The sequence below is a fragment of the Streptomyces sp. NPDC050625 genome, from assembly GCF_040654755.1.
In the GTDB taxonomy this organism is placed as follows: Bacteria; Actinomycetota; Actinomycetes; order Streptomycetales; family Streptomycetaceae; genus Streptomyces.
In genome coordinates, this window is record NZ_JBFAIQ010000006.1 from 179994 (window position 1) to 199984 (window position 19991).

21 protein-coding genes are annotated in these 19991 nt (G+C 69.3%); 19 read left to right on the forward strand and 2 right to left on the reverse strand.

What is annotated here, in order from left to right:
• Window positions 1–77: 77 nt before the first annotated feature.
• The 3 genes from AB0I54_RS16495 to AB0I54_RS16505 all read left to right on the forward strand — a co-directional run bounded on the left by AB0I54_RS16495 (window position 78) and on the right by AB0I54_RS16505 (window position 3467).
• A complete protein-coding gene (locus AB0I54_RS16495; protein WP_363296683.1) occupies window positions 78–1601 on the forward strand; it encodes a site-2 protease family protein in 1524 nt (507 codons plus the stop codon).
• A gap of 97 nt (window positions 1602–1698) precedes the next feature.
• Window positions 1699–2601: a tRNA (adenine-N1)-methyltransferase gene (locus AB0I54_RS16500; RefSeq protein WP_363296684.1), complete on the forward strand. Its 903-nt coding sequence runs from the start codon at window positions 1699–1701 to the stop codon at window positions 2599–2601.
• Window positions 2602–2885: 284 nt separating this feature from the next.
• A complete protein-coding gene (locus AB0I54_RS16505) occupies window positions 2886–3467 on the forward strand; it encodes a hypothetical protein (RefSeq protein WP_363296685.1) in 582 nt (193 codons plus the stop codon).
• A 92-nt stretch (window positions 3468–3559) separates the two neighbouring features.
• On the opposite strand, the gene AB0I54_RS16510 is transcribed toward AB0I54_RS16505, so the two are convergent.
• The gene (locus tag AB0I54_RS16510) at window positions 3560–3865 is read right to left on the reverse strand and encodes a ferredoxin (RefSeq protein ID WP_363296686.1); all 306 of its coding nucleotides are present in this window, start codon (window positions 3863–3865) and stop codon (window positions 3560–3562) included.
• A 243-nt stretch (window positions 3866–4108) separates the two neighbouring features.
• Here AB0I54_RS16510 and arc point away from each other — a divergent pair, with 243 nt between their 5' ends.
• The 6 genes from arc to prcA all read left to right on the forward strand — a co-directional run bounded on the left by arc (window position 4109) and on the right by prcA (window position 10220).
• A complete protein-coding gene (gene arc, locus AB0I54_RS16515; protein ID WP_363296687.1) occupies window positions 4109–5875 on the forward strand; it encodes a proteasome ATPase in 1767 nt (588 codons plus the stop codon).
• 233 nt (window positions 5876–6108) lie between these two features.
• Window positions 6109–7620 (forward strand): depupylase/deamidase Dop, encoded by a 1512-nt coding sequence (gene dop / locus AB0I54_RS16520; RefSeq protein ID WP_363296688.1) that lies wholly within the window; start codon window positions 6109–6111, stop codon window positions 7618–7620.
• A gap of 189 nt (window positions 7621–7809) precedes the next feature.
• On the forward strand, window positions 7810–8028 hold the full coding sequence (locus AB0I54_RS16525) for a ubiquitin-like protein Pup (RefSeq protein WP_363296689.1): 219 nt from the start codon (window positions 7810–7812) through the stop codon (window positions 8026–8028).
• Between the two features lie 6 nt (window positions 8029–8034).
• A complete protein-coding gene (locus AB0I54_RS16530; RefSeq protein WP_363296690.1) occupies window positions 8035–8625 on the forward strand; it encodes an endonuclease VII domain-containing protein in 591 nt (196 codons plus the stop codon).
• On the forward strand, window positions 8577–9422 hold the full coding sequence (gene prcB / locus AB0I54_RS16535; protein ID WP_316754947.1) for a proteasome subunit beta: 846 nt from the start codon (window positions 8577–8579) through the stop codon (window positions 9420–9422). Before AB0I54_RS16530 ends, prcB begins: the two co-directional genes overlap by 49 nt.
• A 60-nt stretch (window positions 9423–9482) precedes the next feature.
• Window positions 9483–10220: a proteasome subunit alpha gene (prcA, locus tag AB0I54_RS16540; protein WP_263206871.1), complete on the forward strand. Its 738-nt coding sequence runs from the start codon at window positions 9483–9485 to the stop codon at window positions 10218–10220.
• A gap of 96 nt (window positions 10221–10316) precedes the next feature.
• Here the strand turns inward: prcA and AB0I54_RS16545 are convergent, their stop codons facing one another.
• The gene (locus AB0I54_RS16545) at window positions 10317–11333 is read right to left on the reverse strand and encodes a LacI family DNA-binding transcriptional regulator (RefSeq protein ID WP_363296691.1); all 1017 of its coding nucleotides are present in this window, start codon (window positions 11331–11333) and stop codon (window positions 10317–10319) included.
• 110 nt (window positions 11334–11443) lie between these two features.
• Here AB0I54_RS16545 and AB0I54_RS16550 point away from each other — a divergent pair, with 110 nt between their 5' ends.
• The 10 genes from AB0I54_RS16550 (at window position 11444) to tatC (ending at window position 19943) form a co-directional block, all read left to right on the forward strand.
• On the forward strand, window positions 11444–12703 hold the full coding sequence (locus AB0I54_RS16550; RefSeq protein ID WP_363296692.1) for an MFS transporter: 1260 nt from the start codon (window positions 11444–11446) through the stop codon (window positions 12701–12703).
• A 9-nt stretch (window positions 12704–12712) separates the two neighbouring features.
• Window positions 12713–14074 carry a Pup--protein ligase gene (pafA, locus tag AB0I54_RS16555; RefSeq protein WP_363296693.1) on the forward strand — a complete coding sequence of 454 codons (1362 nt, stop codon included), beginning with the start codon at window positions 12713–12715 and terminating at the stop codon, window positions 14072–14074.
• A 143-nt stretch (window positions 14075–14217) separates the two neighbouring features.
• On the forward strand, window positions 14218–15219 hold the full coding sequence (locus AB0I54_RS16560) for an FKBP-type peptidyl-prolyl cis-trans isomerase (protein WP_363296946.1): 1002 nt from the start codon (window positions 14218–14220) through the stop codon (window positions 15217–15219).
• Window positions 15220–15326: 107 nt separating this feature from the next.
• Complete coding sequence (locus tag AB0I54_RS16565; RefSeq protein WP_006132299.1) at window positions 15327–15698, forward strand: FKBP-type peptidyl-prolyl cis-trans isomerase; 372 nt, start codon at window positions 15327–15329, stop codon at window positions 15696–15698.
• Window positions 15699–15827: 129 nt separating this feature from the next.
• On the forward strand, window positions 15828–16781 hold the full coding sequence (locus tag AB0I54_RS16570; RefSeq protein WP_363296694.1) for a WYL domain-containing protein: 954 nt from the start codon (window positions 15828–15830) through the stop codon (window positions 16779–16781).
• Window positions 16782–16800: 19 nt separating this feature from the next.
• Entirely contained in the window at window positions 16801–17805 is a 1005-nt protein-coding gene (locus tag AB0I54_RS16575) for a WYL domain-containing protein (RefSeq protein WP_363296695.1), read from the forward strand.
• Window positions 17806–17898: 93 nt separating this feature from the next.
• Window positions 17899–18192 carry a hypothetical protein gene (locus tag AB0I54_RS16580; protein WP_363296696.1) on the forward strand — a complete coding sequence of 98 codons (294 nt, stop codon included), beginning with the start codon at window positions 17899–17901 and terminating at the stop codon, window positions 18190–18192.
• 20 nt (window positions 18193–18212) lie between these two features.
• Window positions 18213–18407: a hypothetical protein gene (locus AB0I54_RS16585; protein WP_316754966.1), complete on the forward strand. Its 195-nt coding sequence runs from the start codon at window positions 18213–18215 to the stop codon at window positions 18405–18407.
• 259 nt (window positions 18408–18666) lie between these two features.
• Complete coding sequence (gene tatA / locus AB0I54_RS16590) at window positions 18667–18945, forward strand: Sec-independent protein translocase subunit TatA (RefSeq protein WP_316754967.1); 279 nt, start codon at window positions 18667–18669, stop codon at window positions 18943–18945.
• A gap of 47 nt (window positions 18946–18992) precedes the next feature.
• Window positions 18993–19943, forward strand: a complete 951-nt coding sequence (gene tatC, locus AB0I54_RS16595; protein WP_363296697.1) for a twin-arginine translocase subunit TatC — start codon at window positions 18993–18995, stop codon at window positions 19941–19943.
• The last annotated feature ends 48 nt before the right edge of the window (window positions 19944–19991 follow it).

The following is a 19991-nucleotide window of genomic DNA, read 5'->3' on the forward strand; positions in this document are numbered from 1 at the left end:
TCACGACGGCCGCATACCATCGACCACAGACCCTTCCGCCCGGATGGTGCGGAAGAAGCTTCGAACGAGGGGACACCGTGGACGTGAGCGGCGGGAGCGGGCAGCCGCGGCCCGGCAACGAAAAGCCGACCGAACACCCCACAGTTCCTACGACCCCGGCCACCGAGCCCCCCGGGCCGCAGCCCGACGACGCCGCCGGGCCGCCCACCGCGGACGGCGCCGACAGCCCCACCCGCCCCGAGCCGAAGCCGGAGCCGACCACTCCCGCGGAAGCCGAGGGCAAGGACTCGGCCCCGGACGGCGAGGAGGACACCGGTGACACCCCGGCCCCCGGCACCACCCCCGCCGGCCACCCGGAACCCGACCCCGCCCCCGGCTTCGACAAGCACCCCGACCGGTCCCACGCCGACGCCGGGATCGCCAAGGGGCAGCCGCCGGTACGACCCAAGGAACCCGGCGGCGGGCTGCTCATGGGACGGCCCTTCGGAGTGCCCGTCTACGTGGCGCCCAGCTGGTTCCTGGTCGCCGCCCTGATCACCTGGGTGTTCGGCGGACAGCTGGACCGCGTGCTGCCGGAGCTCGGCGCCGCCCGCTACCTCGTGTCCCTCTTCTTCGCGGTCGCCTTCTACGCCTCCGTCCTGGTCCACGAGCTCGCCCACACCGTCGCCGCCATCCGCTTCAAACTCCCGGTCCGCCGCATCCAGCTCCAGTTCTTCGGCGGCGTCTCCGAGATCGAGAAGGAGGCCGAGACACCGGGCCGGGAGTTCGTGCTGGCCTTCGTCGGCCCGCTGCTCTCCCTCGTGCTCGCCGGGGTGTTCTACCTCGCCATGCAACCCGTGCGACCCGGCACCGTCCCCGGTGTCCTGCTGGCCGGCCTGATGATCTCCAACCTCATCGTCGCCGCCTTCAACCTGCTGCCCGGCCTCCCCCTCGACGGCGGCCGTATGCTCCGCGCCGTCGTCTGGAAGATCACCGGCAAGCCCATGAGCGGCACCGTCGCCGCCGCCTGGGTCGGCCGCGCCCTCGCCATCTCCGTCCTGATCGGCCTGCCCCTCCTCAACCAGTCCGGCGCCCTCGGCTCCGGCAACGCGGAGATCAACGGCATGGACACGGTCACCGACGCCCTGCTCGCCGCCATCCTCGCCGCGATCATCTGGACCGGCGCCGGCAACAGCCTCCGCATGGCCCGCCTGCGCGAACACCTCCCCGAGCTGCGCGCCCGCGCCCTCACCCGCCGGGCCGTCCCCGTACAGACCGACACCCCGCTCTCGGAAGCCCTGCGCCGGGCCAACGCGGCCGGTGCCCGCGCCCTCGTGGTCGTCGACGCCGACGGCAACCCCCTCTCGCTCGTCCGCGAGGCCGCCATCGTCGGCGTACCCGAACACCGCCGCCCCTGGGTCTCCGTCGGCGGTCTCGCCCAGGAACTCACCGAAGGCATGCGCGTCTCCGCCGAGCTCTCCGGGGAGGAACTCCTCGACGCCCTGCGCGCCACCCCGGCCACCGAGTACCTCGTCGTCGAGGAGACCGGGGAGATCTACGGAGTGCTCTCCGCCGCCGACGTCGAGCGCGCCTTCGTCAAGGCCATGGCAAGACCCGCGTGACGCGGCCGCGGCCGGCCCCCATCGTTCGCCCGCACCGTCCGCCCGCCCGCCGCTTGCGTTGGTCCGAGCCGCCCGTGGGGACCGGTAGGCTGTTCACATGTCCGAACCGACCGGTGCCGCCCGCAGGCGCGGGCCCTTCAAGGTCGGGGACCAGGTACAGCTGACCGACCCCAAGGGCCGCCACTACACGTTCACGCTCGAAGCCGGGAAGAACTTCCACACCCACAAGGGCTCCTTCCCCCACGACGAGCTGATCGGCGCTCCCGAGGGCAGCGTTGTCCGCACCACCGGAAACGTCGCCTACCTCGCGCTGCGCCCCCTGCTCCCCGACTACGTCCTGTCCATGCCCCGCGGGGCAGCCGTCGTCTACCCGAAGGACGCGGGACAGATCCTCGCCTTCGCCGACATCTTCCCCGGCGCCCGCGTCGTGGAGGCCGGCGTCGGCTCCGGCTCGCTCAGCAGCTTCCTGCTGCGGGCCATCGGCGACCAGGGCATGCTGCACTCCTACGAGCGCCGCGACGACTTCGCCGACATCGCCCGGCAGAACGTCGAGCGCTACTTCGGCGGCCCGCACCCGGCCTGGCAGCTCACCGTCGGCGACCTCCAGGACAACCTTTCCGACACCGACGTCGACCGCGTCATCCTCGACATGCTCGCCCCCTGGGAGTGCCTGGAGGCCGTCTCCAAGGCACTCGTGCCCGGCGGCATCCTGTGCTGCTACGTCGCCACCACCACCCAGCTCGCCCGGACCGTCGAGTCCATCCGCGAGATCGGCTGCTTCAACGAGCCGACCTCCTGGGAGACGATGATCCGCAACTGGCACATCGAGGGCCTGGCCGTCCGCCCCGACCACCGGATGATCGGCCACACCGGCTTCCTCCTCACCGCCCGCCGCCTCGCCGACGGCGTCGAGCCGCCCATGCGCCGCCGCCGCCCCGCCAAGGGCGCCTACGGCGAGGACTACGCAGGCCCCAACGCCGACGGAGGCGCCGGTCGCTGAGGCGCCGCCATCGCGCCTTCCTGCCGCCTTATCGCCACCTTCGTCGCCTTTCGCCAGAACAACGCACGGGCGCCGTGGCCGAGTTCCCAGGACCTTTCCGGAACTCGGCCACGGCGCCCGCGCGTTGGCAGAGCACCAGGATTCCCGGGCCTTGGCCGCCCACAAGCCGCACAGCCTGCCGAAATCCCGGACCCCGCCGTTCCCCCGCAGTGTGACGTGTGGCACCATGCTGGCCACCCCCACACCCACCCCCACCGGCACAGCCACCACAGGAGACACTCCTAGTGCAGCAATCCGCCGTCCCGGAACTGGCTCACACTCACGCCCGCCCCATCCACTGGGTCACCACCGCGGCCGCCGTCGCCGGCGTCGTCGCCCTCTCCTCCGTGCTGCAGCCCGGCTCGGCCAAGGCCGCCCAGCCCGACCCCGGCACCGGGACGAAGACCGCCCCCGCGGCCGCCGCGCCGCCCAGCACCGAGGGCGTCGACTTCCCCCTCAAATGCGGTCCGGTGAAAGTGAAGGTCCAGAAGAAGGCCACCGGAGACCTCGACGGCGACGGCCGGCCCGAGACGGTCGCGGTGGTCCACTGCGACGCCCCCATGGGCACCCCGCCCGACGGCGTCTACGTCCTCACCCAGGCCGCCGACGCCCAACGGCCCCGCGTCGTCGCCACCCTCGTCGACCCCAAGGACCGGCTCACCGTCACCGACTTCACCGTCCGCACCGGAGCCGTCACCGCGACCCTGCTCGGCTACTCCACGGCAGACGTGCCCAGTTGCTGCCCCGACGTCAGGACGGGAGCCAAGTGGCAGTGGAAGGACGGCGCGTTCGTCCGCTCCACACCCGCCGGCGCCCACAGCGTGTGAGCTCCGGCGCGCACGCCGGACACACGAAACACGCCCTGGGATCCCAGGGCGTGTGAGAAATCAGACAATGATCACGGTGAGTGGTCGAATGCTCACTCCGCGTCGGGGCCGTAGACCTCCACCTTGTCCGAAATCCGACGCACATGAATGCACTCGCCGGGGCACTCCTTCGCCGAGTCCACCACGTCCGTCAAAAGCGGCAACGGCACCGCGGTGACTGCCCCCTTGGCCTGCAGCAGCTCGTCGTCCGCACCCTTCACATAGGCCAGCCCGTCGATGTCCAGCTCGAACACTTCCGGCGCGTACTGGGCGCAGATCCCGTCGCCCGTACACAGGTCCTGGTCGATCCAGACCTCCAGCGCCTCGCCGTCGCTTCGGGTCGCCTGCTGCACGGTCATCTCTCCTGACGTATCTGCGCCGAGCCGACGGGAATCCGGCCAGCTCTGACGGGTGTTGAACCCTTGGAGCCTACCTCCGGCGGCTTCCCAATCATGTTCGGTGGGTATTCCCCTGGCGTGAGGGAGAGCGCAAGGGTGAAGATCGGACACTCCTTGACAGTCTTTGTGATCTAGGGGTTTCAATCGACACCCACCCAGGTAGGGTCTGGAAGCGTCCAGCTCCCCTTGGAGGAGGTGAGGACCGTGGCAGCCCACGACGACGACATGAACCGCGGCATCCGCCCGGGACGAGGGTCCGACGACCCGGCCGGGCAGATCGCCTACCTTGAGCAGGAGATCGCCGTCCTGCGACGCAAGCTCGCCGACTCTCCGCGACACACGAGGATTCTCGAAGAGCGGATCGTCGAGCTGCAGACGAACCTGGCCGGCGTGTCCGCCCAGAACGAGCGACTCGCCAACACGCTCCGCGAGGCCCGGGACCAGATCGTGGCCCTCAAGGAAGAGGTCGACAGGCTCGCGCAGCCACCGGCCGGCTTCGGCGTCTTCCTGACGGCGAACGAGGACGGCACGGCCGACATCTTCACCGGGGGCCGCAAGCTCCGGGTGAACGTCAGCCCCAGCGTCGACCTCGACGACCTCAGGCGCGGCCAGGAAGTCATGCTCAACGAGGCGCTCAACGTGGTCGAGGCCATGGAGTACGAGCGCGTCGGGGACATCGTCACCCTCAAGGAGATCCTCGAGGACGGCGAGCGCGCCCTGGTGCTCGGGCACACCGACGAGGAACGGGTGGTACGGCTCGCCGAGCCGCTGCTGGACGTCACCATCCGCCCCGGCGACGCCCTCCTGCTCGAACCCCGCTCCGGCTACGTCTACGAGGTCGTCCCCAAGAGCGAGGTCGAGGAACTCGTCCTCGAAGAGGTGCCCGACATCGGCTACGAGGCCATCGGCGGCCTCGGCAACCAGATCGAGGCCATCCGCGACGCGGTCGAGCTCCCCTACCTCTACCCCGACCTGTTCAAGGAGCACGAACTGCGGCCGCCGAAGGGCGTCCTGCTGTACGGGCCCCCCGGATGCGGCAAGACACTCATCGCCAAGGCCGTGGCCAACTCGCTGGCCAAGAAGGTCGCCGAGGTGACCGGCCAGGCCGCCGGCAAGAGCTTCTTCCTCAACATCAAGGGCCCCGAGCTCCTGAACAAGTACGTCGGCGAGACCGAGCGGCAGATCCGCCTCGTCTTCCAGCGCGCACGGGAGAAGGCCAGCGAGGGCACCCCCGTGATCGTCTTCTTCGACGAGATGGAATCCCTCTTCCGCACCCGTGGCTCCGGCGTCAGCTCGGACGTGGAGAACACCATCGTCCCCCAGCTGCTCGCCGAGATCGACGGTGTCGAGGGCCTGCAGAACGTGGTCGTGATCGGTGCCTCCAACCGCGAGGACATGATCGACCCCGCCATCCTGCGCCCCGGCCGCCTCGACGTGAAGATCAAGATCGAGCGTCCGGACGCCGAAGCGGCCAAGGACATCTTCGGGAAGTACCTCACCGAGCGCCTCCCGCTGCACGCGGACGACCTCGGCGAGCACAGCGGCGACAAGTCCACCACGGTCCAGAGCATGATCCAGACCGCGGTCGAGCACATGTACGCCGAAACCGAGGAAAACCGCTTCCTGGAGGTCACCTACGCCAACGGTGACAAGGAAGTCCTCTACTTCAAGGACTTCAACTCCGGCGCCATGATCGAAAACATTGTCGGACGCGCCAAGAAAATGGCGATCAAGGAATTCCTCGAACACAACCAGAAGGGTCTCCGCGTCTCCCACCTGCTCCAGGCCTGCGTGGACGAGTTCAAGGAGAACGAGGACCTGCCCAACACCACCAACCCCGACGACTGGGCCCGGATCTCCGGAAAGAAGGGCGAACGGATCGTCTACATCCGTACCCTCATCACCGGAAAGCAGGGCGCGGACACCGGTCGCTCCATCGACACGGTGGCGAACACCGGTCAGTACCTGTAAAAGCCAGGGCGGCTGCGGGTGCCCTCACCGGGTACCCGCAGCCGACTGTTTTTCGGGCCACGGCTGGAGCAGGCAATGACGCAAATGATCTCCCCACCAGCGCAAAGGCGTTCTAGGCTCTTTCCTACCGCCGAGTCGCGCAGTGCGGGGACGGGCACCGCACACGCACCGGAGCGCCAGCGGTACTTGAGCGGCGTCCACGACCGAGGGTGCCGCCGGGCAAGGAGGGCCGCATGACCGTACGGCGAGTAATGGGCATCGAGACGGAGTACGGGATCTCCGTCCCCGGCCACCCCAACGCCAATGCCATGCTCACCTCATCCCAGATCGTCAACGCCTACGCGGCGGCGATGCACCGGGCCCGCCGGGCCCGCTGGGACTTCGAGGAGGAGAACCCGCTGCGGGACGCCCGAGGCTTCGACCTCGCCCGCGAGGCCGCCGACGCCAGCCAGCTCACCGACGAGGACATCGGACTCGCCAATGTGATCCTCACCAACGGCGCCCGCCTCTACGTCGACCACGCACACCCCGAATACAGCGCCCCCGAGGTCACCAACCCCCGCGACGCCGTCCTCTGGGACAAGGCCGGCGAGCGGATCATGGCCGAGGCCGCGGAACGCGCCGCCCAGCTGCCCGGCGCCCAGCCCATCCACCTCTACAAGAACAACACCGACAACAAGGGCGCCTCCTACGGCACGCACGAGAACTACCTGATGAAGCGGGAGACCCCCTTCTCGGACATCGTGCGCCACCTCACGCCCTTCTTCGTCTCCCGTCAGGTCTTCGCCGGAGCGGGCCGCGTCGGCATCGGCCAGGACGGCCACGAGCACGGCTTCCAGCTCAGCCAGCGCGCCGACTACTTCGAGGTCGAGGTGGGCCTGGAGACGACCCTCAAGCGGCCGATCATCAACACCCGCGACGAGCCCCACGCCGACGCGGAGAAGTACCGCCGCCTCCATGTGATCATCGGCGACGCGAACCTCTCCGAGATCTCCACCTACCTGAAGCTCGGCACGACGGCCCTGGTCCTGTCCATGATCGAGGACGGCTTCATCGCGGTCGACCTCGCCGTGGACCAGCCTGTAAGGACCCTGCACCAGGTCTCCCACGACCCGACCCTCAAGCGTCTCGTCACGCTCCGCAGCGGCCGGACACTCACCGCGGTCCAGCTGCAGATGGAGTACTTCGAGCTGTCGCGCAAGTACGTCGAGGACCGCTTCGGCGCCGACGCCGACGAACAGACCAAGGACGTCCTCACCCGCTGGGAGGACACCCTGAACCGCCTGGAGAACGACCCCATGAGCCTTGCGGGGGAGCTGGACTGGGTGGCCAAGCGGGAGCTCATGGAGGGCTACCGCCGCCGCGACGGCCTCGACTGGGACGCCGCCCGGCTGCACCTCGTCGACCTGCAGTACGCGGACGTACGGGCCGAGAAGGGCCTCTACAACCGCCTGGCGGCCCGTGGACGCATGAAGCGGCTCCTGGACGAGGCCGACGTCGAGCGGGCCCGTACGAGCCCTCCGGAGGACACCCGGGCCTACTTCCGCGGCCGCTGCCTGGAGCAGTACGCGGACGACGTCGCCGCGGCCTCCTGGGACTCGGTCATCTTCGACCTCCCCGGCCGCGACAGCCTCCAGCGCGTCCCAACCCTCGAACCGCTTCGCGGAACGCGAAATCACGTCAAGGAGCTCCTGGACCGCTGCCGCACCGCAGAAGACCTGGTCAGGGTCCTTTCCGGCGGCTGACCGGACACACGGACCGCATCGGGCGCGCGGGGTGGAAATCCCGGCGCCCGGGAATCATCGAGGTGGCCCCCGTACGTTGGAGAAACTGCGGGGCCGATGTCGGACCCGGCTTGTAGGGTCTGATCATCACCGATCGGCAGGAATGCCGACCTGTCGACCATGTCGGGCGAACTGAGCGGGGTGAGGGTAATGGCGACCAAGGACACCGGCGGCGGCCAGCAGAAGGCGACACGCTCCACGGAGGAGGTCGAGGAGCAGGCGCAGGACGCGCAGGCTTCCGACGACCTCAAGGAGCGGCACGAGAAGTTGTCGGACGACGTGGACTCCGTCCTGGACGAGATTGACGACGTCCTCGAGGAAAATGCGGAGGACTTCGTGCGCTCATTTGTACAGAAAGGTGGGGAGTAGCGGTAAATGTCCGATTTGGATGTCGGGAAGTCGTGCTCGGCATGCAAGCGGACACTCCCCACCAGCGCATTCGCGGCCAACAGGTCCAAGCTCGATGGGCTTCAGGATCGTTGCCGCGAATGCGGGGCAGAGGCCTACCGGCGGGGCCGCGAGGCTCAGGGCAAGAAGGTTCGCCGAGTGAATGTGCCCGAGGGGCACAAGCACTGCCTGGGGTGTGACGAGGTCAAGCCGTGTAGTGAGTGGGACAAGAATGCGTCGGCCCCCGATGGGCTGTCGACGCGCTGTAAAGCGTGCCGAGCTGTCGCGGGACGTGAGCGTCACCTGAAGCGCCAGTACGGCATGACGGAAGCCGAGCGTGACGCGATGGTCGCCGCTCAGAAGGGGCTCTGCGTGATCTGTCTGAAGGCCCCGGCCGTACATGTGGATCACTGCCACAAGACGGGTAGGGTCCGTGGCGTACTGTGCTTCAACTGCAATTCGGCCATCGGCAAGTTGGGTGACGATCCCGACGCCGTACGCCGGGCCGCCGCCTATCTGGAAGGAAACTCGTGGAAGCCAATACTCGTGGCACCGGGCGTCTACCAGCTGCCTTCCTGACGCCAGGGTCCTCCTCCTTCATGGACTTTCTCTCCGAGCACCAGCCCGAGCTGCTGCCCGGCAAGCGGCAGCTGCCGCCCACGCAGGGTGTGATCGAGGCGCCCCATGGCACCACCATCGTCGCCGTGACCTTCCCGGGGGGCGTCGTGCTCGCCGGTGACCGCCGGGCCACCATGGGCAACGTCATCGCCCAGCGGGACATCGAGAAGGTGTTCCCGGCCGACGAGTACTCGGCCGTCGGTATCGCCGGCACCGCCGGTCTGGCCGTCGAGATGGTCAAGCTCTTCCAGCTGGAGCTGGAGCACTTCGAGAAGGTCGAAGGCGCGCAGTTGTCGCTGGAGGGCAAGGCGAACCGGCTGTCGACGATGATCCGGTCCAACCTCGGCATGGCGATGCAGGGCCTGGCCGTGGTGCCGCTGTTCGCCGGGTTCGACGTGGACCGGGCCAAGGGGCGGATCTTCTCCTACGACGTGACGGGCGGCCGCTCCGAGGAGCACAACTTCGCCGCCACCGGCTCGGGCTCGATCTTCGCGCGCGGTGCGATGAAGAAGCTGTTCCGTGAGGATCTGACCGAGGACCAGGCCACCACGCTCGTGGTGCAGGCCCTGTACGACGCGGCAGACGACGACTCGGCGACCGGTGGTCCCGATGTCGCCCGCCGGATCTACCCGATCGTCACCGTGATCACCGAGGACGGTTTCCGCCGGCTGACCGAGGACGAGTCCTCCGAGATCGCCCGTGCGGTGCTGGCGCGGCGTCTGGAGGAGCCGGACGGCCCGCGGGCCGCTCTGCTCTAGCCCGGCGCCCGGTCTTGTGAAGGTGGTCCAGTGACTTCGACAGAAAGGGATGGATAACCGGTGTCGACGCCGTTCTATGTCTCACCCCAGCAGGCCATGGCCGACCGGGCGGAGTACGCCCGCAAGGGCATCGCCCGTGGCCGCAGCCTGGTCGTGCTGCAGTACGCCGACGGCATTGTCTTCGTCGGTGAGAACCCGTCCCGCGCGCTGCACAAGTTCAGCGAGATCTACGACCGGATCGGCTTCGCGGCCGCCGGCAAGTACAACGAGTACGAGAATCTGCGCATCGGCGGTGTCCGCTATGCCGATCTGCGGGGTTACACCTACGACCGGGACGATGTGACCGCCCGGGGTCTGGCCAACGTGTACGCCCAGACGCTGGGCACGATCTTCTCCAGTGCGGCCGAGAAGCCGTACGAGGTGGAGCTGGTGGTGGCCGAGGTCGGGGAGACGCCGGAGGGTGACCAGATCTACCGGCTGCCGCACGACGGGTCGATCGTGGACGAGCACGGTTCGGTTGCGGTGGGCGGTAACGCCGAGCAGATCAGCAGTTTTCTCGATCAGCGTCACCAGGACGGTATGAGTCTGGCCGAGGCGCTGAAGCTGGCCGTGCAGGCCCTGTCCCGCGATACGAACGGCAGTGAGCGGGAGATTCCCGCGGAGCGCCTGGAGGTCGCGGTGCTGGACCGGACGCGTCCGCAGCAGCGCAAGTTCAAGCGCATCGTCGGCCGTCAGCTGTCCCGCCTGCTGGAGGCGGACGGTGCGGCCACGGAGGCGGAGAGCTCCGAGGAGGAGTAGCTCCGCGTCTCACCTCGCCCCGTGTGCCCCGGCCGGTTGTCATCGGCCGGGGCGCGGTCGTGATGGCGGGCGGGACCGAGGGGTGAGCGGCGGGCCTCAGGCGTCCCGTGGCGGCGCCGTGGAGCCTCGTACGACCAGTTCCACCGGGATGTCGCCGCCGGCGGGCTCGCGGCCCTCCAGGACGGCCAGGAGGGCCTGCATGCCGCGTTCGCCGAAGGTTTCCGCGTCGAGGCGCACGGTGGTGAGCTCGGGGTCGATGGCGGTGGCGAGGGCGAGGTCGTCGAGGCCGGTGACGGAGATGTCGTCGGGGATGCGCAGGCCTCGGCGGCGCAGTGCCTTGTAGGCGCCGGCTGCGAGCTTGTCGTCGTCGCACACGAGGGCGGTGGGCCGGGGGCCGGGCTGGGTCAGCGCGGCTTCCGTGGCGGTGAGGGCGCCCTCGATCGAGATGGGGGCGTGGACGGTGCGGAGGTCCGTGCCGGGGACGGTGCCGATGCGTGCCGCCAGTTCGCGGGCGCGTACCTCGAAGGTCCAGGAGGCGATGTCGGCGGCGAGGTGGAGGAAGCGGCGGTGGCCGAGGCCGAGGAGGTGGTCGGCGACCTGGCGGACGCCGTCGGTGATGTCGAGGTTGACGGTGGCGGCGCCGAGGCTGCCTTCCGGGTCGCTGTCGAGCATGACGAGGGGGAGCTGGTCGCCGCGGATGGCGGTGAGGGCGTCGGCGGCCATGGAGGAGGCGATGACGCCGTCGAGGGCGGCCTGTGCGGAGGCGAAGGGGTCGCGGGCGGGGCCGATGCCTTCGGGAGAGGGGTAGAGGACGACGCCGAAGCCGTGCTGGGCGGCGACTCGGGCGGCGCCGGTGTAGACGCCGGCGAAGAATTCGGTGGTGAGGGCCGGGACGACGAGGAGGACGGTGCGGGTGCGGCCCAGGCGCAGGTTGCGGGCGGCGAGGTTGGGCCGGTAGCCGAGTTCGCGGGCGGCTTCGCGGACGCGTTCGGCGGTGGCTTCGGCGACGCGGCCGCGCCATTTGTCGCCGAGCACGAGCGAGACGGCGGCCTGGGAGACCCCGGCGGCCTGTGCCACGTCACGGCTTGTGGGGCGCGTGCTGCTGCGTGACACCGTGGATGTGCTCCTTCGTAGGGTCCCGTGCTGTTCGTCGTCTGGACGGCCGAACAGCGCACATGGTACGTATGAGAGTGGAAGTTATACGTAAAACTTGAGGGTGGGGCATGGCCGCGGGATACCTGGAGATCCTCAGGGCGAGGCACGCGGCCCGGCTGCTGGTGGGCACGCTGGTGGGCCGGCTGCCGAACGCCACGGCGGCGATCGCGATGGTGCTGTTCGTCCGCGCGCAGGGCGGCACCTACAGCCTCGCCGGCGCCCTGGCGGCCGTGTACGGAGTGGCCAACGCCGTGGGACAGCCGGTGCTGGGGCGTCTGGTGGACCTGTACGGGCAGCCGCGCGTGCAGTTTCCCGCCGCGGTCCTGTCGGCCCTCTCGATGACCGCCTTCGCCTTCGCGGGCACCGACCCGTTGCCCGTGGCGTACGCGACGGTCGCGGGCGCGGGTCTGTTCACTCCGCCCCTGGAGGGCGGGCTGCGTGCTCTGTGGCCCTCGGTGCTGCGCCGGGAGGGGCAGGTGCACACGGCGTACGCGATGGACGCGGTGGCCCAGGAAGTGATGTACACGGTCGGGCCGTTGCTCGTGACGCTGTGCGTGTCGCTGTGGTCGGAGCGGGCCGCGCTGCTCGTCCTGAGCGCCGTCGGCGTGCTGGGGGCGCTGTCCGTGGTCGTCTCGCCGCCTTCGCGCGCATGGCGTTCGGCGCCGCGCGAGGCGCACTGGCTGGGCGCGCTCAGGTCGCCCGGGCTGCTGGCGCTGCTGGGCTCGTTCCTGTTCGTGGGCATCGCGATGGGCTCCATCACGGTGGCCTCCGTGCCGTACGCGGACGACCACGGCGGTGACGCGGTGTACGGCTGGCTGATGGCGGCGCTGGGTCTTGGCGCGCTGCTGGGCGGGTCCGTGTACGGGGCGCGGCGGTGGGCCGGCGCGCCGGAGCGGCGACTCAGGGTCCTGGTGGGGCTTCTGGCGGTGTGTTACCTGCCGCTGATGCTGATGCCGGGCGCGGTGGCGATGGTGCTGCTCACGGTGGTCGCGGGAGTCTTCCTGGCGCCGGCCATCGCCTGTGCGTTCGTGATCGTGGACCGGCATGCGCCGAGCGGTACGGTCACCGAGGCGTTCTCCTGGCTCGTGACGACGTTCACGGTGGGCGCGTCGGTGGGAACGGGCGTGGCGGGCCCGGTGGTCCAGTCGGGTGGCGCGCTGTGGGGCTTCGCGGTGCCGGGTGCGGCGGGGGCCGTGTCGTTGCTGGTTCTGCTGGCCACCGGGCGGGTCCTCGCAGCTCCCGCTGGGGGTGCGGTGGTTGCGGCTTCATCGGAAAATGATCCAAATCGTGCTGCCGAACCCCGTTTCAGCTCAGGGGATCGGGCGTAATGTTCAGTCATGGACCGCCGCATTTTCGGGCTGGAGAACGAGTACGGCGTCACGTGCACGTTCAGGGGACAGCGCCGCCTGTCGCCTGACGAGGTGGCGCGGTACCTCTTCCGCCGTGTCGTGTCATGGGGTCGTAGCAGCAATGTCTTTCTGCGGAACGGCGCCCGGCTCTATCTCGACGTGGGGTCACATCCGGAATACGCGACACCCGAATGTGACAATGTGATCGAACTGGTCACCCACGACAAGGCCGGAGAGCGCATTCTCGAAGGGCTTCTGGTGGACGCGGAGCGACGCCTGCACGAGGAGGGAATCGCGGGCGACGTCTACCTTTTCAAGAACAACACGGACTCGGCGGGCAACTCCTACGGTTGTCACGAGAACTATCTGGTGGCGCGGCACGGGGAGTTCTCCCGGCTCGCCGACATCCTCATTCCGTTCCTGGTGACCCGGCAGCTGCTGTGCGGCGCGGGCAAGGTGCTGCAGACGCCGCGGGGTGCGGTGTACTGCGTGAGCCAGCGGGCGGAGCACATCTGGGAGGGCGTCTCCTCGGCGACGACCCGTTCCCGGCCCATCATCAACACCCGGGACGAGCCGCACGCGGACGCGGAGCGCTACCGCCGGCTGCATGTCATCGTGGGCGACTCGAACATGTCCGAGACGACGATGCTGCTGAAGGTCGGCGCGACGGACCTGGTGCTGCGCATGATCGAGGCGGGCACGGTGATGCGGGATCTGACCCTGGAGAACCCGATCCGGGCGATCCGCGAGGTCAGCCACGACATCACGGGCCGGCGCAAGGTGCGCCTGGCCAGCGGCCGGGAGGCCTCCGCGCTGGAGGTGCAGCGGGAGTACTACGAGAAGGCCGTGGACTTCTGCGAGCGCCGCGGGATCCGCACCGGCACGGTCGAGCAGGTCCTGGAGCTGTGGGGCCGCACGCTGGACGCCATCGAGGCGGAGGATCTGGACCGGATCGGCACCGAGATCGACTGGGTGATGAAGTACAAACTCATCGAGCGGTACCGGGCCAAGCACAATATGACGATGTCGCATCCGCGGGTCGCGCAGATAGACCTCGCGTACCACGACATCCACCGTCGTCGTGGCCTGTACTACCTGCTGGAGAAGCGCGGTCAAGCCGCCCGGATCTGCAATGACTTGAAGATCTTCGAGGGCAAGTCGGTGCCCCCGCAGACCACTCGGGCCAGGCTGCGCGGCGATTTCATCCGGCGCGCGCAGGAACAGCGCCGGGACTTCACGGTCGACTGGGTACATCTGAAGCTGAACGATCAGGCACAGCGCACGGTGTTGTGCAAGGACCCGTTCCGTTCGGTGGACGACCGGGTGGAGAAGCTGATCGCAGGAATGTGATCGGTATGAGGTGAGCGGAGCGTTTCCGCACCAGAGTGCCGGAACGCCACACGGGCGCCGTACGTTTCCGTACGGCGCCCCTGTCACGCCGTAGAGTTGCGCGCACGCCATCATCAAGATCGACCGATTACGAGGTCATGACCGTGCGCCGACGCTCACTTCTCCTTGCCGCCCTGCCCGCAGGACTGGTCACGCTCGCCGGATGCGGTGACGACAAGTCCGACTCCAGCAAGGCGAGCGCGTCGCCGTCGCCCTCGGCCTCGGTGCCACCGCCGAAGATCGTGGAGGGCCCGCTGCCGGCCATCACGGCGGGCACCAAGTTCAACGAGAAGCCGACGGTCGCCAAGGGGCCGGGGGAGCCGTCGCCGAACCTCGCGGTCAAGACGGTGATCGCGGGCTCCGGGAAGCCGATCGCGGAGAACGACTTCATCCAGGCGAACTACCTCGGCCAGATCTGGTCCTCGGGGAAGGTCTTCGACAACTCCTACGACCGCAACCGGCCGATCGTCATCCAGCTCGCGCAGGGCAGCGTGATCGACGGCTGGCGGTACGCGCTGACCGGCAAGAAGGTCGGCAGCCGCGTCGAAATGGCGGTGCCGCCGACGTGGGGCTACGGCAAGTCGGGCAATTCGCAGGCGGGCATCAAGGGCACGGACACGCTGGTGTTCGTCGTCGACGTGCTGGACTCCTTCAACTCGAAGAGCTCCTCCCAGGGCAAGCCGGTCGCCCAGAGCGACGCGGCCCTGCCGAAGGTGGGTACCAACACCGACGGCAAGGCTCCCTCGATCGACATCCCCAAGACGGACCCGCCGAAGAAGCTGGTGTCGAACTACGTCCTGGAGGGCGACGGCGCCGAGGTCAAGGCGGACCAGACGATCCTGTGCCAGTTCAAGGGCGTGGTCTGGGACGGTGGCCAGACGTTCCAGCAGACGTACGACTCGGGACGGCTGAGCCAGTTCTCGGTGGAGCAGATGAAGCAGGTCGTCGACGGTCTGGCACAGGGCGTGACCGGCAAGAAGGTGGGCAGCCGGGTGATGATCGTCGTCCCGCCGGACCTGGCGTACGGCGACAACCCGCCGACCGGCGGTGTCGTCAAGAAGGGGTCCACCCTGGTGTTCTCCGTGGACATCCTCGCGGCGATGTAGCGGTGCGGGCGGAGCCCGCCGTCCGGGGCCTGCCGTCGCGGGCAGGACCCGGGCGGAGATGAAAGACTGTTCGCGTTCCGTGTCGTACACAAGCAGGAGCTAGAGACGTGAGCATCGACAAGCCCGAGATCGACTTCCCGGGCGGCGAGCCCCCGGCGGACCTTGAGATCAAGGACATCTGGGAGGGCGACGGCGAGGTGGCGAAGGCGGGTCAGACTGTCACCGTCCACTACGTGGGTGTCGCCTTCAGCACCGGCGAGGAGTTCGACGCCAGCTGGAACAGGGGCACCCCGTTCCGCTTCCCGCTGGGCGGCGGGCGCGTCATCAAGGGCTGGGACCAGGGCGTGCAGGGCATGAAGGTCGGCGGCCGTCGCCAGCTGACCATCCCGGCCCACCTCGCCTACGGCAACCAGAGCCCGACGCCGGCGATCAAGCCCGGTGAGACGCTGATCTTCGTCGTGGACCTGCTCGGGGTCTGATCGTCGTCCGATCGGAGTCGATCATCTGGGGCCCATGCCTGACTCGGCATGGGCCCTCGGCTTTTGCCGCGCCACCGCGGAGCGGTACGGTCTTCGATCATAAGCACCATAGGGAGGCGAAGGGCGTCGATGGCCATTGCCAAGGCCGAGCGGCTGATGAACCTGGCGCTGTGTCTGCTGGGGACGCGGCGGCCGCTCAGCAAGCGTGAGCTGCGTGAGTCCATCGAGGCCTATCTCGAAGCGGGCAGCGACGACTCCTTCAACCGTATGTTCGAGCGGGACAAGGACGACCTGCGCGAGCTGGGCCTGGTCATCGAGACCGTCGAGAACCTGGACGGCGAGGTCGGCTATCTGGCCCGCCGCGACAGCAACCGCCTCCCGCCCATCACCCTGGACGCCGAGGAGGCCGCCGCGCTGGGGCTGGCCGCCAAGGTGTGGCAGCAGGCCCGGCTCGCGGGTGCGGCCAGCGGCGCCCTGCAGAAGCTGCGCGCGGCCGGGCTGCCCGAGGACGTCGACCCGTACGAGGCCCATGGCGCCCTGGAGCCGCGCATCCCGGTGCACGAGGCCGCCTTCGAGCCGTTGATGCTGGCCTGCCGCGACCGCCGCCCGGTGGTCTTCGACTACCGCAAGGCCAACGCCGCCCACCCGGAGACCCGGCATGTGGAGCCGTGGGCCCTGGAGTGCTGGCGCGGCCACTGGTATCTGGCGGGCTGGGACCGCGACCGGGGCGCAGAGCGGGTCTTCAGGCTGTCCCGGATCCCCGGCAGGGTCCGCTCCCGGGGCACCGGCTTCACGGCGCCGGTGCCGGACGTCGTCACGGTGCGCGAGACCGTCGCGAGCTGGGCCGGCGAGACGGCCGACCGCTCGGCGCTGATCCGGCTGCGCTCGGGTTCGGGGTACCCCCTTCGGGCGAAGGCCACCGCGGTGCGGGAACTCGGTGACGGGTGGGACGAGTTGGAGATTCCGTACGGGCACGGGCTGGACGCCTGGCTGGTGGAGTTCGGGCCGGACGTGGTGGTGCTGGAGCCGGCCGAGCTGCGTGCGGACGTGGTGGACCGGCTGCGTGCCGTGGCCAAGGGCTGAGGGGGAGCGGAGCAAGACAGTGGCAGGCAAACCGGTCAGGGCCGTGAACGCCATCGACCAGACCCGGCGGATGCTCTCCCTGGTGACCTATCTGCGGGAGCGCCCCGGCGCCCGGGTCGCGGACGTCGCGCGTGCCTTCGGCATCAGCGAGGACGAGCTGGTCTCCGACCTCGACGTGCTGCCCATGTGCGGCACCAGCTTCCGCGGCGGCGACCTGCTCGACATCGACACCGACGGCGAGCGCATCTGGTGGCACAACCCCGCCGCCCTCGGGGCGGAGGCCGCCGAGCCGCTCAGACTGGCCGCCGACGAGGCGACCGCGCTGCTGGTGGCCGCCCGCGCGGTGGCGACCCTGCCGGGTCTGCGCGAGGGCGACCGGCAGGCCCTGCTGCGGGCGACGGCCAAGGTCGAGGCGTCGGCCGGTGAGGCGGCGGGCGCCAGCGCGCGCCTGTCGGTGACCTTCGAGTCCGAGGGCGGTGTCTTCGCCGACGTCGACCGGGCGATCTCCGAGCGCCGCCGGCTGTGGATCCGCTACTACTCGCCCGCCCGTGACGAGGTCACCGAGCGCGAGATCGACCCCATCCGCCTGGTCAGCGTCGGGCACACCTATGTGGAGGCCTGGTGCCGCCGCTCCGAGGCGCGCCGCACCTTCCGGCTCGACCGGGTCGCGGAGATCAGGATCCTGGACGAGCCGTCCGCGCCGCCGGAGATCGAGCTGCGCGATCTGTCCCAGGCCCTGGTCCAGCCGGCCGCCGAGGACCCGGAGGTCGTCGTCGAGGTCGCCCCGGGCGGCCGCTGGGTCGCCGAGTACTACCCCCACGACAGCGCCGATGAGCTTCCCGACGGCGGGCTGCGTATTACTCTGCGTACCCCCGACCCGGCGTCGCTGAGACGACTGGCGCTGCGCCTGGGCCGTGACGGCCGGATCGTCTCGCCGCCCGAGCTCGCCGACAGCGCCCGGCAGGCGGCCCGCGAGGCGCTGGCCGCGTACGACGGGCTGGAGGCGGCGCAGGGAGCCGGCTGACCGGCTGCGACGCGGCGGCCCGGGCCGCCGCCGTGGCCGACGCCGGCTGTGGCGTCCCAGAGGCGAACGACCAGAGAAAGAGGAGCGAGAGCTTTGAGCGAGTCTCCGGTGTCCGGTGCCAGGGAAATGACGGTCGCGGCCGCTTTCGCGGGGATGAAGAGAGTGGTCCCCGTGGTGTTCAAGGCGGGCTGCCCGGACTGCCGGGGCAGGTTCGAACTCTCCGCGGGCGCCCTGCGCCTCGCCATCGGCGCCACCAGCCGTACGACTTTCTACTCCTTCACGTGCCCGGACTGCGGGGTCTCTGTCCGCAAGCCGGCGGGAGAACGCATCGTCGAACTGCTGACCGGGGGCGGGGTCAAGACGCTGCGGCTGCACTCGACGGTGTGACGGGGGTTAGGCTCGCCCTCATGTTCTGGCCGATGTTCGCGATAGCTGTGGGTTTCGTGGGTCTCGCCGTCCTCGGCGTGCTCGCCGTCCGGGTCTTCCTGGAGGCGCGGCGCCTGGGAGCGCAGGTCGCGGACTCGGCGCGCCGAATCAACCGGGCGGCCGAGGACCTGGAGCGGGCGGCCGTGAGCGCGGCCCGCACCGTCGACTCACTGTGACGGCCCTTGTGGACGCACTGTGAGTACCGAGCCGCAAGCGTTTTGCGTCACTTCGCCCTGTCCTGCTGCCCACCCCGGCAGGTACGCTGCTGATCGCGGCGCGGAGAACGAGGCCCGTACCGCTGACCGGGAGTACGCACGGGGATTGCCTCACGTTTACCCCTGAGCGTTACGATCGCTGTCAGCACGATCACTCGGACACATGTCCGACGGATCGGACAGCACCCACCCAGCCGCCTCGGTGAGAAGGTAAAGACTTATGTTCGGAAGGCTCGGAGCTCCCGAGATCATTCTCATCCTCGTCGTCATCATCCTGCTGTTCGGCGCGAAGAAGCTTCCGGACATGGCCCGCTCGCTCGGCAAGTCCGCGCGCATCCTCAAGAGCGAGGCCAAGGCGATGAAGGAAGAGGGCAACGCCTCCGCCCAGGCGCCCACCACCAACGAGCAGCCCGCGGCGCAGCGCACCATCCAGGCGGCTCCCGGCGACGTGACCAGCTCGCGGCCGGTCAACGAGCCGACGGACACCACCCAGCGCTGACGCAGGGCCGGTAGCCCCCGGCCCGCCGCACGAGATGAGGACGTGGGTTGCCCAAGTCTGCCCGCAAACAGGAGAAGGATCCCGAGGGGCGGATGCCTCTCGCGGATCACCTTCGTGAGCTCCGCAACCGGCTCGCGAAAGCGATGCTGGCCATCATCGTCATCACGGTGGTCGCCGCCTTCTTCTACAACGACATCATCAACTTCCTCACCAGACCGGTTCTCGACTCGGTCGGGTGCGGGGAGACCTTCGAGCAACTGGCCAAGTCCAAGGCCAGCTCTCACCCGTGCGCACAGATCACGATCAACGGTCTGCTCGCGCCCTTCACACTGGCCCTGCAGGTTTCCCTGATGGCCGGCGTGGTGTTCGCCTCGCCGATCTGGCTGTACCAGCTGTGGGCCTTCGTCGCGCCCGGTCTGCACAAGCACGAGAAGAAGTACGCCTACGCGTTCGTCGGTACCGGCGTCCCGCTCTTCTTCGGCGGCGCGTTCTTCGCGTACAAGGTCCTGCCGACCACCGCGAAGGTGCTCATCACCTTCACCCCGCACGGGGTGGACAACCTGCTGCCGCTCGACGACCTGCTGCAGCTGGTCACCCGCATGGTGATCGTCTTCGGTCTCTCCTTCGAGCTGCCGCTGCTCCTGGTGATGCTCAATCTCACCGGCATCATCACCGGCAGGCGGATGCTCGGCTGGTGGCGCGCGATGATCCTGGGCATCACGGTCTTCGCTGCCGTGGCCACGCCCAGCACCGACCCGCTGTCCATGCTGGCGCTCGCCGGACCGATCTGGGTGCTGTACTTCGGCGCGGTCGCCTTCTCGCTGATGAACGACAGGCGCAAGCGCCGCCGCGAGGCCGAGGGCCCCGACGACGACGAGGCCTCCGACCTGGATCTCACCCCCGAGGACATCGGCGAGGCCGAGGCCGTCTCCGCCGGCCGGACACTGCCCGAGCAGTCCGGTCCGGACCGGGTCAACGGCTACGACGACGTGACCTGACCCGAGGCCACCACACCGTCGGGCCGCCACACCGTCAGGAGGTGCCTT

Bases quoted from the DNA above. Each gene is read 5' to 3' on its own strand.
- AB0I54_RS16500 (WP_363296684.1), top strand. From the start codon at position 1,699: ATGTCCGAACCGACCGGTGCCGCCCGCAGGCGCGGGCCCTTCAAGGTC.
- AB0I54_RS16510 (WP_363296686.1), bottom strand. From the start codon at position 3,865: ATGACCGTGCAGCAGGCGACCCGAAGCGACGGCGAGGCGCTGGAGGTC.
- dop (WP_363296688.1), top strand. From the start codon at position 6,109: ATGACCGTACGGCGAGTAATGGGCATCGAGACGGAGTACGGGATCTCC.
- AB0I54_RS16525 (WP_363296689.1), top strand. From the start codon at position 7,810: ATGGCGACCAAGGACACCGGCGGCGGCCAGCAGAAGGCGACACGCTCC.
- AB0I54_RS16530 (WP_363296690.1), top strand. From the start codon at position 8,035: ATGTCCGATTTGGATGTCGGGAAGTCGTGCTCGGCATGCAAGCGGACA.
- AB0I54_RS16550 (WP_363296692.1), top strand. From the start codon at position 11,444: ATGGCCGCGGGATACCTGGAGATCCTCAGGGCGAGGCACGCGGCCCGG.
- pafA (WP_363296693.1), top strand. From the start codon at position 12,713: ATGGACCGCCGCATTTTCGGGCTGGAGAACGAGTACGGCGTCACGTGC.
- AB0I54_RS16570 (WP_363296694.1), top strand. From the start codon at position 15,828: ATGGCCATTGCCAAGGCCGAGCGGCTGATGAACCTGGCGCTGTGTCTG.
- AB0I54_RS16585 (WP_316754966.1), top strand. From the start codon at position 18,213: ATGTTCTGGCCGATGTTCGCGATAGCTGTGGGTTTCGTGGGTCTCGCC.
- tatA (WP_316754967.1), top strand. From the start codon at position 18,667: ATGTTCGGAAGGCTCGGAGCTCCCGAGATCATTCTCATCCTCGTCGTC.